The organism is Ruegeria sp. A3M17 (assembly GCF_003318255.1).
GTDB lineage: Bacteria > Pseudomonadota > Alphaproteobacteria > Rhodobacterales > Rhodobacteraceae > Ruegeria.
On record NZ_QOCF01000008.1, the window covers coordinates 109,819 to 122,706 of the forward strand.

General features: G+C 57.3%; 11 protein-coding genes. 6 read left to right on the top strand and 5 right to left on the bottom strand.

Features of this window, described 5'->3' with window-relative positions:
* Positions 1–29: 29 nt before the first annotated feature.
* Both DS906_RS05495 and DS906_RS05500 read left to right on the top strand, forming a co-directional pair.
* Positions 30–1,340, top strand: coding sequence for an ammonium transporter (locus DS906_RS05495; RefSeq protein WP_113789210.1), 1,311 nt, complete (start codon positions 30–32; stop codon positions 1,338–1,340).
* 104 nt (positions 1,341–1,444) lie between these two features.
* Positions 1,445–1,834 (top strand): hypothetical protein, encoded by a 390-nt coding sequence (locus DS906_RS05500; protein WP_199528487.1) that lies wholly within the window; start codon positions 1,445–1,447, stop codon positions 1,832–1,834.
* 1 nt (position 1,835) lies between these two features.
* Here DS906_RS05500 and DS906_RS05505 read toward each other — a convergent pair whose 3' ends face one another.
* Together DS906_RS05505 and sseA are read right to left on the bottom strand one after the other, a co-directional pair.
* On the bottom strand, positions 1,836–3,020 hold the full coding sequence (locus DS906_RS05505) for an amino acid aminotransferase (protein WP_113789212.1): 1,185 nt from the start codon (positions 3,018–3,020) through the stop codon (positions 1,836–1,838).
* A complete protein-coding gene (sseA, locus tag DS906_RS05510) occupies positions 3,020–3,874 on the bottom strand; it encodes a 3-mercaptopyruvate sulfurtransferase (RefSeq protein ID WP_113789214.1) in 855 nt (284 codons plus the stop codon). The genes DS906_RS05505 and sseA overlap by 1 nt, the downstream gene beginning before the upstream one ends.
* Before the next feature lie 608 nt (positions 3,875–4,482).
* Here sseA and DS906_RS05515 point away from each other — a divergent pair.
* On the top strand, positions 4,483–5,589 hold the full coding sequence (locus DS906_RS05515; RefSeq protein ID WP_113789215.1) for a transporter substrate-binding domain-containing protein: 1,107 nt from the start codon (positions 4,483–4,485) through the stop codon (positions 5,587–5,589).
* Between the two features lie 130 nt (positions 5,590–5,719).
* Here DS906_RS05515 and DS906_RS05520 read toward each other — a convergent pair whose 3' ends face one another.
* On the bottom strand, positions 5,720–6,274 hold the full coding sequence (locus tag DS906_RS05520) for a helix-turn-helix domain-containing protein (RefSeq protein ID WP_108861682.1): 555 nt from the start codon (positions 6,272–6,274) through the stop codon (positions 5,720–5,722).
* A gap of 107 nt (positions 6,275–6,381) precedes the next feature.
* Here DS906_RS05520 and ilvD point away from each other — a divergent pair, with 107 nt between their 5' ends.
* A complete protein-coding gene (ilvD, locus tag DS906_RS05525; RefSeq protein WP_113789217.1) occupies positions 6,382–8,214 on the top strand; it encodes a dihydroxy-acid dehydratase in 1,833 nt (610 codons plus the stop codon).
* 115 nt (positions 8,215–8,329) lie between these two features.
* Positions 8,330–8,779, top strand: a complete 450-nt coding sequence (locus DS906_RS05530) for an NUDIX hydrolase (protein ID WP_113789218.1) — start codon at positions 8,330–8,332, stop codon at positions 8,777–8,779.
* A 9-nt stretch (positions 8,780–8,788) separates the two neighbouring features.
* Here DS906_RS05530 and DS906_RS05535 read toward each other — a convergent pair whose 3' ends face one another.
* Positions 8,789–9,607, bottom strand: a complete 819-nt coding sequence (locus DS906_RS05535) for a sulfotransferase family protein (protein ID WP_113789219.1) — start codon at positions 9,605–9,607, stop codon at positions 8,789–8,791.
* A 144-nt stretch (positions 9,608–9,751) separates the two neighbouring features.
* On the opposite strand from DS906_RS05535, the gene DS906_RS05540 reads away from it, so the two are divergent.
* Positions 9,752–11,329: a DUF5928 domain-containing protein gene (locus DS906_RS05540; protein ID WP_113789220.1), complete on the top strand. Its 1,578-nt coding sequence runs from the start codon at positions 9,752–9,754 to the stop codon at positions 11,327–11,329.
* A gap of 45 nt (positions 11,330–11,374) precedes the next feature.
* On the opposite strand, the gene DS906_RS05545 is transcribed toward DS906_RS05540, so the two are convergent.
* Positions 11,375–12,886: an aldehyde dehydrogenase family protein gene (locus DS906_RS05545; protein ID WP_113789221.1), complete on the bottom strand. Its 1,512-nt coding sequence runs from the start codon at positions 12,884–12,886 to the stop codon at positions 11,375–11,377.
* Between the last annotated feature and the right edge of the window lie 2 nt (positions 12,887–12,888).

Here is a 12,888-nt window from a genome sequence, read left to right on the forward strand (position 1 = left end):
CGCCACTCCAAAGCATTCGAGGACTAACAATGAACCTGATGAAATCTCTCATCCCTGCCGCCGCGATCGTCGCGTTGCCGCAGATGGGCCTTGCGCAGGAGGCCACCCCTGGCGAAGCCGCGCAACATACCCAGTATATCTTTACCACCCTACTGTTCCTGATGGCCGGCTTCCTGGTGTTCTTCATGGCCGCAGGCTTTGCCATGCTCGAAGGCGGGCTGGTGCGTTCAAAAAACGTGGCTATGCAGATGATCAAGAACATCGCGCTGTTTTCGATTGCCGCGATCATGTACTGGCTGGTCGGCTTCAACACGATGTACCCGGGCGACTTCAATGGTTTCTTTGCCCTTGGCGGACCGACCGTGCTTGATGCCGTGGGAGTTGCGCCCGCAGACGCGGCGTTAGATTACGCGTCAATCGGTTCGGACTTCTTCTTCCAGCTGGTCTTTGTGGCGGCAACCGCGTCCATCGTGTCCGGTGCCGTGGCCGAGCGCATAAAGCTGTGGCCCTTCCTGGTCTTCGTCATCGTACTGACCGGTATCCTCTACCCGATCTCGGGGTCCTGGAAATGGGGCGGCGGCTGGCTGGATGCCATGGGCTTTTCCGACTTCGCCGGTTCTACGGTTGTTCATTCGGTCGGTGGATGGGCCGCTCTGGCGGGCTGCCTAATCCTTGGCCCCCGCATTGGCAAATACAAGGACGGCAAAGTCCACCCGATGCCCGGTTCCAATCTGGCGCTGGCAACTCTGGGAACGTTCATCCTGTGGCTGGGCTGGTTCGGCTTCAATGGCGGCTCGCAGCTGGCAATGGGCACCGTGGGTGACGTCTCAGACGTGTCGCGCATCTTTGCCAACACCAACATGGCGGCGGCCGCAGGCGCGGTTGCCGCGCTGATCATGACGCAGTTGCTGTACAAAAAACCCGACCTGACCATGGTTCTGAACGGAGCATTGGCCGGTCTGGTGTCGATCACGGCAGAACCGCTTGCACCGACTTTATTCGGAGCATTGTGGATCGGCGCTGTGGGCGGCATCATCGTGGTCTTCGCGGTCCCGATGCTGGACAAGTTCAAGATCGACGACGTCGTAGGCGCAATCCCCGTTCACCTGTTTGCCGGTATCTGGGGCACTATCGCAGTGATCTTCTACGGTGAGGCCAACCTGGGCACGCAGTTGCTGGGCATCGCGGCCTACGGTGTTTTCACCTTTGTCGGAGCCGCAATCCTTTGGACAATCCTGAAGGCCACGGTTGGCATCCGCGTCAGCGAAGAGGACGAGATCAACGGTCTGGATATGGCGGAACTGGGTATGGAAGCCTATCCGGAGTTTTCCAAGGGTTAAGGCCTAAGCCACAAAGATTGACAACCCCGGCGCAATGCCGGGGTTGTTTTGTTTGAGCGTCATCCTCGGTTACTCTGATCCCAGCCGCTCAAGGAGATACTGATATGGCCGAGGCACCCGAAACACTTGTTGGCACCAGCCTGAAATGGACCGGCGTTCATCACTCTGAACTTGGTGATTTCAAAAATCTGTCCACCCATACAGTCAGCTACGAAACAGAGACAACGTGCTATGTGACTTCCGGGGGCAAGCTAGTTGGTGAGGCCCAATACACATACAAACGACTCGATGAGCAGATGGGAATCTGCGTCTACCGGCCGCACGAGTATCAGGGCCGGTCAGACGTCGTTCTGAACGCGATTTTCGATTTCCGAGCAATGAAGGATCGAGCGGTGTTAACCGCTGGCGGAGAACCGTTTGCCGTCGCGGACGGAGACATGGAATTTGTCGAAACACCGCCGCGCCCGGACAGCCTGGGCGCAACCAGTTCTTAGTTTACACGCCGACGTCGACGATCGCTTTGGCCAATATCGGCACGGTTGTCGCGTTCAGTCCGGCGACATTCAGGCGGCTGTCTCCAACCATATAGATGCCATGATCCACCCGGAGTTTTTCGACCAGTTCCGGAGCCGCTCCAAGGCGCGAGAACATGCCGCGATGCTGAGCGACAAAGCCGAAGCGATCCGAACCGCTCAGGCGCTGCAATTCGTCGGCCAGCTGCTGGCGTAAGCCCAGCATGGACAGGCGGATCTCTTCCAGTTCTGCTTCCCAATCGGCGCGTAGGGCGTCGTCGTTCAGAATCGTTGTCACCACGCGCGCGCCGTGATCCGGCGGGAAAGAGTAGTTCTGGCGGTTCAGGAACGCCAGAGTGGACTGGTTCAGAGTCGTTTGCGACGGATCATCGCTGATCGCCATCAGCAGACCTGTGCGCTCGCGGTAGACACCGAAGTTCTTTGAACACGACGCCGCAATCAGGCATCGCTTGACGGACGAGGCTACCAGACGAACTGCCTGCGCGTCCTCCTCCAGACCGTCGCCAAAGCCCTGATAGGCGATGTCGATCATGGCAACGAGACCGCGCTCGTTGATTAGGTTCACGACCTCCTGCCACTGCACAATGTTCAGGTTGGCACCGGTCGGGTTGTGGCAGCAGCCATGCAGCAGAACCACATCACCTGCTTTCGCAGTCTTCAGGTCCTCGATCATACCGTCGAAATCGACGCCACGGGTTTCACCGTCGAAATACCGGTATTGGACTGTCTCCATCCCCAGGTAGTTCAGGATCGACAGGTGGTTCGGCCATGTCGGGTTCGACACGAACACGCGGGCCGACGGGTTGGCCATACGGATCATTTCAAACGCCTGACGGCAAGCACCGGTCCCGCCCGGTGTCGCAACGGCGGCGATGTTGCCGCGCGGCACGGATGTGCCAAGAATTAGGCCAATCATCGCATCCGCGTAAGCCGGATCACCCGCCAAACCGGTGTAGGCCTTGGATTCCTGCTCTTCGAGAATACGCTTTTCGGCCGCTTTCACCGCACGCATCACCGGGGTCACGCCCTCGGCATTTTTGTAAACACCAACTCCCAGGTCGATCTTTTGATCGCGCGGGTCTTCGCGATACGCCTGCATCAGCGCCAGAATCTTGTCGGCAGGCTGCGGTTTGAGGTTTTCGAACATCAGTTCTCTCCGGTTGCGACGGGCAGGGTCGGGAAGGCACCCCATTCAGCCCAGGAGCCGTCATAAAGCGAGTGGTCTTTCTTGCCCATACGTTCAAGCGCAAGGCTGAGGATCGCGGCGGTCACACCTGACCCGCAGGATGTGATGGCCGGTTTGGACAGGTCGACGCCAGCGGCCTCGAAGATGGCGCGGCATTCCTCAGGGGATTTCATCGTGCCGTTCTTGTTCAGCAACGTGCCAAAGGGCACATTGCGCGACCCTGGAATACGGCCTGGGCGCAGACCTTCGCGCGGTTCTGTCCCGGTTCCGGCAAAGCGGTCCGCAGAGCGCGCGTCGATGACCTCGTGATCGGCCAGCTTGGCGGCGGCAGACACCTGTGTGACATCACGGACCAGATGGTTCTGGACCCGAACGGTCATGTGGCGGTCGCGGATCACCGGCGGCAGGTCTTCGATCTCATGCCCTTCGGCCTGCCATTTCGGCAGACCACCATCCAGAACGGCGATGTTTTCCTGCCCCATCAACCGAAACAACCACCAGACACGGGCCGCGGACATCAGGCCAGCCCCATCATAGACAACGACCTGATGGCCATCCCCTACGCCCATCGCCCGCAGGCGGGACATGAACTTTTCGACCGGAGGTGCCATATGCGGCAGGTCCGAGCGGTGGTCCGAAATATCATCGATGTCAAAGAACCGTGCGCCGGGGATATGAGCGGCATCGTATTCGGTCTTTGCGTCGCGTCCTTGCTGTGGCAGATACCATGACCCATCCAGCACCCGCAGATCCGGGTCCTTGAGATGGGCAGCAAGCCATTCGGTAGAAACGAGGGTTTTCGGATCGTCCTGCATAAAAGCCTCCCCTAAACGCGTTTGGTTTTTCCCTATACGCGCGCGCATGCGGGTTCAAGACTGGATGGGATGATGACGCTAACGGACGCCTCTGAACCTGCGGTTCCGGGCGATTGGGGCCAATTTGAGCAAAACCAACAGGCCCAAGCGCACCCGTAACTCAGTTTAACTTCCGCACACGGTTTGCCCATATGCACATTTGGAGTTGTAACCACCAGAAATGGTCATGGGCGTAAGAGTGCCGTTATGCTTTGTGGACTTGCGCCTGCATGATTTTTTCACTCCGCCAAGGGTTGAACTCAAAAAAACGCACTTTCCGCCGTAAAATGGCCGGTTTTCCCTACGTCATTGTACCCCGGAGTATCTGTGAAAGCGCCCATGTTCAGGCCGTGAAACAGCCAATACAACATCGGTGCTGGAGCCAAGGGAAACGGGCAAATTGGAAGAATAATAAGTGCATTCCCCCGCGGTCTGAAAAATTTTAAACAGCGCGGAATAACTTTCATAACACATTGTAAATGAAAGAAAAAACCACAATCATCAGGGTAGCAGACCAAACAACCCGGACCCTGGTGCACGTTAAAGCACTCACTCGACAGGAGAACGAAATGAATACCCCTGGAACTAAGTTTGGCCTAGTGGCCCTGGGTTTGGCTGCCTTGATCTCACCGATAAGCGCTGCGGCGCAGGTCGCGTGCGAATCGTATACAGTAGAAGCAGGTGATACGCTGGCGACTATTTCCGAAACGGCATATGGATCTCGGGACTACCAAATCATCTTCAACGCGAACAGAAACGTCATTGCCGGAAATCCGAACAACCTGACGCCTGGTACTGTTCTGAATTTACCATGCGCCGACGGTCGCTTGACCGCCGCATCGCAGTTCAACGAAGTTGTCGAGCGAGAGGAAGAAAAGGCCGCGAAGATCAAAGCCAGAAACGTTTATGAACCACCGATTCGTCTTTTGGCCGGTAACGATTGGGCACCCTATACGGACGAAGGTCTTTCGGGTGGCGGCTTTTTGATGCGGTTGTCGACAACGGCCCTACATCGTGCTGGCAACAAGCGCGAATACAACCAGGGTTGGGTGAACGATTTCAACTCGCATCTTTACACACTTCTGCCCGCCGGAGCGTATGACATCGCCGTTGCCTGGGTTGTGCCAGATTGCGCAAAAAACCCCGATGCCATGGGCGAAGACAGCCTTTATCGCTGTAACGGGTTCTACGCGTCACAGCCATTGTATGAATCGGTTGTTGGGTATTTCACTCTGCCCGACAGCAAATATGCTGGCGCAGCCTCCATCGAAGAGCTGGAAGGGGCCGTATTTTGTCGTATGGACGGGTTCTTTACAAATGACCTGGAAGAGGCCGGTCTGGTCGAACCCAAAATCACGCTTGTTCGCCCTCGCACCCCGGAAGAGTGCATCGAGGCGGTCATGAACGGAACGGCGGACGCCACCGGGATGGCCATCCAGCAAGCCAACGGTGCAATTGCGGCTTTGGGTTTGGAGAACGAGGTGGTTCAGAATGAGAACTTCACCCATCTGTCCACCATTCGCCTGCTGGCCCATAAATCCAACCCGTACGGGCTGCAGTATATCTCGATGCTGAACAATGGCCTGAACGAAATGCGGCAGTCGGGCGAGTGGTACGATATCGTTTCCAGCTCGCTGTCCGAGTACAGCTCTAAGCTGCAGTCTGCGTCGAACTGATCGGTTCGTGCAAAAGAACCCGTACACAGCGCGCCCTGCGCTGTGTACCACCTCGCCAAAAAGTCATAGCTTTGTATTTGGGTCACATATTTGTTTCATGTCACCCACCCTTTCCAGCGAGCGCGTTGCCTCAGGTGACCTCGGCTGGTTGCGCATAGTGATGCATGTTCAAAAACGCCGCGCCATTCGTCCCGGCCCGGTAACCATGCGGCAGATCAGCTGCAAAGCGCAGGCCCTGCCCGGCCTGCAGCGGAACCCAATCACCGTCGCGCAGAATCTCAAGCGATCCGTTCAGCACAAACACCTCTTCGGTCACCCCTGCGGCATGGGCTGCGGATTCGTGGCTTTGGTTTGGGGCAAGGTCGACGTGAAACGTTTCGGCGCCCAGCGCGGGATCGAAGGGAAAGACGATCTTGACCTCGATGCTGCCGGGAAAGGTCACGGTGTGGAACACGTCTGGCATGGCGGTGTCCCGCAGGGCCGCCGTTCCAATCAATGCACTCAGCGGCAGCTGAAACCCTTTGGCGATTTTCCACAGAGTTGCGATGGTCGGGCTGGATTCGCCACGCTCAATCTGACCCAGCATGGCCTTGCTGACACCCGTCATCTCGGCCACCTTGGACAGGCTCAGCCCCGAGGCCGCCCGCACATCGCGTAGTTTCAGCGTAATTTCGTCCGGTGCCATCTTGATCGTCTCTCGAATCCTCTTGTGCGTTATAGCGCACATGTGGTACGTGCGCTATAACGTACGCAACCCGAATATCGCAACCGGGGCAAAAGGGAAACAGCATCATGCCATTGTACCGATCCAGAACCTCTACCCACGGCCGCAACATGGCCGGTGCCCGCGGCCTGTGGCGCGCCACCGGTATGGGTGACGACGATTTCGGCAAACCGATCATTGCCATCGTCAACTCGTTCACCCAATTCGTGCCGGGTCACGTGCACCTGAAGGATCTGGGCCAGATGGTCGCGCGCGAGGTTGAGGCCGCAGGCGGTGTTGCGAAAGAGTTCAACACAATCGCGGTCGATGACGGTATCGCCATGGGCCATGACGGGATGCTGTATTCCCTGCCTTCCCGCGAAGTGATCGCGGATTCGGTCGAATATATGGTCAACGCTCACTGCGCCGATGCGATGGTCTGCATCTCGAATTGCGACAAGATCACCCCCGGCATGCTGATGGCCGCGATGCGTCTGAATATCCCGGCGATCTTTGTCTCGGGCGGTCCGATGGAGGCCGGCAAGATCGACATCGCTGATCTGGATGCCAAGAAGATCGATCTGGTTGACGCAATGGTCGCCGCCGCCGACGACAGGTTCACCGACGAACAGGTCCAGCACATCGAAGAGAACGCCTGCCCAACCTGTGGCTCATGTTCCGGTATGTTCACCGCCAACTCGATGAACTGCCTGGCCGAGGCTCTGGGGCTGGCGCTGCCGGGCAATGGTTCGACCCTGGCCACACATGCGGACCGCAAAGAGCTGTTCCTTGAGGCCGGTCGCCGGATCGTCGAGATCACCAAGCGCCACTACGATCTGGACGAAAAAGGCTTCCTTCCGCGCGAAATCGCCACGTTTGACGCCTTTGAAAACGCGATGAGCCTGGATATCGCCATGGGCGGTTCGACCAACACGGTGTTGCACCTGCTGGCCATCGCCCATGAGGGCGAAGTGCATTTCACCATGACCGACATGGACCGCCTGAGCCGTCAGGTGCCGTGTCTGTGCAAGGTCGCGCCCAATACTGAGAATGTTCATATGGAGGACGTGCACCGCGCCGGTGGCATCTTCTCGATCCTTGGCGAACTTAGCCGCGCCGGGCTGCTGCACGAAGATTGCAGCACCGTGCATTCGGCAACCATGGGCGAAGCGATTGCCAATTGGGACATCAAGGTCGCCAACAACCCCGCAGCGCAGGACCTGTTCAAGGCCGCGCCCGGCGGCGTACGCACGACACAAGCGTTCAGCCAGTCGAACCGGTACAAGGAACTGGACACCGACCGCGAAGGCGGCGTGATCCGGTCCAAGGAACATGCGTTCAGTCAGGATGGCGGTCTGGCGGTCCTGTTCGGCAACATCGCGCGCGAAGGCTGTATCGTGAAAACGGCAGGCGTTGATCCCAACAGCCTGACGTTCACCGGCTCTGCCTATGTCTGCGAAAGCCAGGATCAGGCCGTGAACGACATCCTGACCGGCAAGGTCAAAGAAGGCGACGTAGTGGTGATCCGCTATGAAGGCCCGCGCGGCGGTCCGGGGATGCAGGAAATGCTGTATCCGACCTCGTACCTGAAGTCCAAGGGTCTGGGCAAAGCCTGCGCCTTGCTGACCGATGGGCGTTTCTCGGGTGGCACATCGGGCCTGTCGATCGGCCACGTTTCACCTGAGGCCGCCGAGGGTGGCGAAATCGGGCTGGTAAAGCAGGGCGACAAGATCGAGATCGACATCCCCAACCGGACAATTCATCTGGCCGTGTCAGACGAAGAACTGGCCGCCCGCCGCGAAGAGCAAGACGAAAAGGGATGGGTTCCCGCCGCACCGCGCAAGCGCAAGGTATCCACCGCGCTCAAAGCCTATGCCAAGCTGGCGACAAGTGCCGCGAAAGGTGCCGTGCGCCAAGTCTGACGAAGCGGTTTCCAAATTACCCAAACTGCAATAACTTCAAAGGTCCCGCTAGTTCGTCTAGCGAGGCCTTTTTCTTTTGTATTCAACGACATCCACAACACAATCGGTGAGAAGCATGACATTCTGGCGTCCGCATAACGGTATCCGTGTCAAAGCCATCGGCTTACATTGGCGGGGGGACCGCCTTCTTGCTGCTGAAGTCCCAAATGACGACGGTCGCATCAAGGGTGTTCGCCCGTTGGGCGGATCGGTCGAATTCGGCGAAACATGGAGTGACGCGCTGAAACGTGAGTTCCGGGAAGAACTCGATGTGACAGTTGAAGTCAGTGGGCAACCGCTGGTGATCGAAAATCTGTACCAGCATGAAGGGCATCAGGGGCATGAGATCATCTTTGTGGCCGAGATTCAGTGCCCCGAGCTTTTGAATTGGCCCGACGCGCCGATTTCATTCACCGAAGACAATGGCCTGAGATGGACGGCAGGATGGTTCAGTCTGGATGCGCTGGATATCGGCGGCCCAGAGCTATACCCGACCGGCCTGAAAGATTACCTGATCAATCGCTGAACCGTTCGCCTAATCGCCCAGCTTGGCGTGAACCTCGTCCAGATCAATCTCACCGATTGGCATCTTGTTGGCCGGGTTCTCAAAATCGTATTTGAACAGCTCGAAATCGTGTTTGTAGATTTCGTAGACCAGGTGCATCGACAGGTCGTCAAAGTAGTCCTCGACCGGATGCGCACGTTTTGGGCCGTGGCCTTCGGATTCGTTGAATCGCGGGATCTCGGTCAGATTCACCTTGTGCGGTGTCTCTAACCGATCAAGGACACCTTGCATCCCGTCGTTGAACTTTTCGGTCCAGAAAATCTGATCGTACTGGCCACCGTTCACGATGAAGGTCGAGACATGCCCTGACATGGCCGACCAGTGAATATCGGGGTCCATAGGACGGCGCCAACGAATCGAATCGCGTGCGAACAGCAGAAACCGGCGGAAGCTGGCGATCTGATCGAACTCACCCTTGCCGTCATCACCGCCAACCTCGATCCCGTAGTTGTAGATTAACGTCGGCACCAGATTGCCGCGATACCGCTTGCCGTTGCGCTGGATCCCGCAGATTTTGTCGAAGAAGGAACTGAGGATCCGGGTGTAGGGGTTCCGCACGCAGGTAAAGGCCAGAGATTTGTGATCTCGAACATTGCCCGTGATCTGCTCTTGGCTCGGACCGAAGGCCCATTTGTGCATCCCGCCCTTTGCGTCATGGATATCACCGTCAAAAAACTGCCCGTGATCCGAATAAAACATGATCTGACCAATGGTCGAACAGGCGCATTTCGGCACCACACGGTAAACCATGCTTTCGCTCTCGGTCATCCATGTACCGGGAAAACCCATCTGCTGTGCCTCCTTTGCCGATCTGGTCTCATAATTGACGCGTCAGCATTTGAAACCAAAAAACCAAAAATATTCTATTTATTCAATCGCTCATCCTCAGTATCACGGTTGGAAACGGGCAGAAACGGAAAACAATAGGCCAAAATGGCAAGAATTGCCTACATATTGCTATGTCACAAAGACCCTGACGCGATCATCGCGCAGGCCGAGCAACTGACCGCCGCCGGGGATTGCATAGCGATCCACTTTGACGCGCGGGCCAGTGCGGCCGCCTACGCACGCATTCGCGAGGCTTTGAAAGACAACCACAATGTCACCTTTGCCAGCAAGCGCATCAAATGCGGCTGGGGGTCGTGGTCGCTGGTTCAGGCCACGCTGAATGCCCTGCAGGCCGCTGTGGATGCGTTTCCCCGCGCCACTCATTTCTACATGGTGTCGGGTGACTGCATGCCGATCAAATCGGCGGAATACATCCACGACTTTCTGAATCAGCACGACGTGGATTTTGTCGAAAGCCATGATTTCCTGGAAAGCAACTGGATCAAGACCGGCATGGTTGAGGACCGGCTGATCTATCGGCATTATTTCAACGAACGCACACAGGCCAAGCTATTTTACGGGTCGTACAATCTGCAAAAACGGTTTGGTCTGACGCGCGAGATTCCGTCAGACGTTCAGATAATGATCGGCAGCCAATGGTGGTGCCTGCGTCGCAGGACCATCGAAATGATTCTGGATTTTCTGCAAAAGCGCCCGGATGTGAAACGGTTTTTCTCGACCACCTGGATTCCGGACGAGACCTTTTTTCAGACTCTGGTACGCCACCTGATCCCCAAGACCGAGATCGACAACCGCACTCCCACATTTCTGATGTTCTCGGATTATGGCATGCCGGTGACGTTCTACAACGATCACTATGACTTGCTGCTATCGCAAGATTACCTGTTCGCCCGCAAGATCAGCCCCGAAGCCCATGAGCTGAAGGACAGGCTGGGTCAGATGTACGCAACCGAAGGCATGACGTTTCACATCTCGGACGAGGGGCGCAACCTGTACAGCTTTTTAACCGGACGCGGCCGGGTGGGACGGCGCTATGCGCAGCGGTTCTGGGAGGCGGGCAATTCACTGGGTCCCGAGCGCGAAGTGTTTCTGATCGTGAGCAAGAAATGGCATGTCGCCAAGCGGTTGGTGGACCAGATCGTCTCGGAAACCGACATTCCCTGCGTCGAATACCTGTTCAACGAAGAAGACACTTCTTTACCTGATCTGGGTGGCATCGAATCGTCTCTGGCCAAGCGCACGCGGCACCGGCGCGCGGTGGCCCGCATGCTGTTTGAAAGCTTTGATTCCAACAAGTTGGTCTTGTGCGTGGATCCCGCAGATCTGGATATCATTCAGGATTTCTGCTCGGTTCAGGCCCGCAGCCATGTACTGGAAATTGAGTGCGAGTATTCCGACGACTATCTGATCGGCCACGCCCGCCGCGTTGGGTTGGCCGGGGAAAGCAGTCCTCGGGAAACTGTGGCCCGTCTGATCCCGGCGCTGCGCAGTTCACTGGTGCACGAATCCGAATTGATCCGCGAGGCAGAGTTCGACGGATACCTGCGTATCCGCGAGACCAACTCAAATATTGAGAATGAGACCGCGATCGCCGAGTTTCTGGGCGTGTCGCGGGACAAGGCTCAAGCGATCATAAGCCTTGATTATCTTTTTGCCGATTAATCTGGAACGTCCAGCGGCGCGCCGAGGCGCCGCCGGACAATTGGTTCAGATGTCGAATTTGACGCCCTGCGCCAAGGGCAACTCAGCCGAGTAGTTCACCGTATTTGTCTGACGACGCATGTAGGCTTTCCACGCGTCCGAGCCGCTTTCTCGCCCACCGCCGGTTTCCTTCTCACCACCGAAGGCTCCGCCGATCTCGGCACCGGATGGGCCGATATTCACGTTGGCGATGCCGCAATCTGAGCCGGCCGCAGTCAGGAACTGCTCGGCTTCGCGCATATTCAGAGTAAAGACGCAAGAAGACAGGCCTTGCGGTACGTCATTCTGCAGCTCAATCGCATCATCAAAATCGTTATAGCCCATGACGTACAGGATCGGCGCAAAGGTTTCAGTTTTCACAACCGCGGTCTGGCTTGGCATTTCGACAATGGCGGGCTCCATATAGACACCAGCAGGCACGCCCTCGGTTACGCGATGTCCACCGTGCACAGTGCCACCTTCCGCCTTGGCGGCCTCCAGTGCTGCTGTCATGGCCGTACCCGAGGCTTCGTCCACCAATGGACCAATCAACGTGCCTTCGACCAGCGGGTTGCCGATGGGCAAACCCGCATAGGCTTTTTTCAAACGCCCCACTAACTCCTCGCGGATCGAGTTATGTACGATCAAGCGACGAAGCGTGGTGCAGCGCTGACCGGCTGTACCTACGGCCGAGAACACAACCGCACGGACAGCCATTTCCAGATCGGCCGAGGGGCCAACGATCATCGCATTGTTACCGCCAAGCTCCAGAATGCACTTGCCAAAACGCTGTGCTACGATGGGTGCCACGGAGCGACCCATGCGGGTGGACCCTGTGGCCGAGATAACTGGAACGTCTTCGCTTGCGACCAAGGCCTCGCCCAGCGCCGCACCACCGATTAGGGTTTGCAGCAGGTTGTCCGGTGCATCGCCAAAACGGACCAGCGCGCGTTCAAAAATCTTCTGACAAGCCATCGCTGTAAGCGGGGATTTCTCGGACGGCTTCCAGATCACCGGGTCACCACAAACCAGCGCCAGCGCCGCATTCCACGACCACACCGCAACCGGGAAGTTGAAGGCCGAGATCACTCCGACCGGACCTGCCGGATGCCACGTCTCCATCATCCGGTGACCCGGACGTTCCGACGCAATGGTCAGACCATACAATTGGCGCGAAAGACCAACGGCAAAATCGCAGATATCGATCATCTCCTGCACTTCGCCCAAACCTTCGGACGTGATCTTGCCAGCCTCCCAACTGACCAGAGCACCCAGATCGTCCTTGGCGGCGCGCAGTTCCTCGCCCAACAGGCGGATCAGCTCACCCCGGCGCGGTGCCGGAACGGTCCGCCATTCTTTGAACGCCGTTTTAGAACGGGCAAATATGGCATCCATGTCGGCAACGGGTGTTTCATGCACGTCGGCCAACACGCTGCCATCAATCGGAGACGTTACTTTGAGCGTGCCGCCCGTCAGTTCCGCCTCGGTCAGATCCAGATTGGCGAGGGTTGTTTGGGCTGTCATCACGATGTCTTTCATAT

What these genes read in the sequence shown, in the direction of transcription:
- DS906_RS05495 (WP_113789210.1), top strand. Translation starts at nt 30, where the DNA reads ATGAACCTGATGAAATCTCTCATCCCTGCCGCCGCGATCGTCGCGTTG.
- DS906_RS05500 (WP_199528487.1), top strand. Translation starts at nt 1,445, where the DNA reads ATGGCCGAGGCACCCGAAACACTTGTTGGCACCAGCCTGAAATGGACC.
- DS906_RS05505 (WP_113789212.1), bottom strand. Translation starts at nt 3,020, where the DNA reads ATGTTCGAAAACCTCAAACCGCAGCCTGCCGACAAGATTCTGGCGCTG.
- sseA (WP_113789214.1), bottom strand. Translation starts at nt 3,874, where the DNA reads ATGCAGGACGATCCGAAAACCCTCGTTTCTACCGAATGGCTTGCTGCC.
- DS906_RS05515 (WP_113789215.1), top strand. Translation starts at nt 4,483, where the DNA reads ATGAATACCCCTGGAACTAAGTTTGGCCTAGTGGCCCTGGGTTTGGCT.
- DS906_RS05520 (WP_108861682.1), bottom strand. Translation starts at nt 6,274, where the DNA reads ATGGCACCGGACGAAATTACGCTGAAACTACGCGATGTGCGGGCGGCC.
- ilvD (WP_113789217.1), top strand. Translation starts at nt 6,382, where the DNA reads ATGCCATTGTACCGATCCAGAACCTCTACCCACGGCCGCAACATGGCC.
- DS906_RS05530 (WP_113789218.1), top strand. Translation starts at nt 8,330, where the DNA reads ATGACATTCTGGCGTCCGCATAACGGTATCCGTGTCAAAGCCATCGGC.
- DS906_RS05535 (WP_113789219.1), bottom strand. Translation starts at nt 9,607, where the DNA reads ATGGGTTTTCCCGGTACATGGATGACCGAGAGCGAAAGCATGGTTTAC.
- DS906_RS05540 (WP_113789220.1), top strand. Translation starts at nt 9,752, where the DNA reads ATGGCAAGAATTGCCTACATATTGCTATGTCACAAAGACCCTGACGCG.
- DS906_RS05545 (WP_113789221.1), bottom strand. Translation starts at nt 12,886, where the DNA reads ATGAAAGACATCGTGATGACAGCCCAAACAACCCTCGCCAATCTGGAT.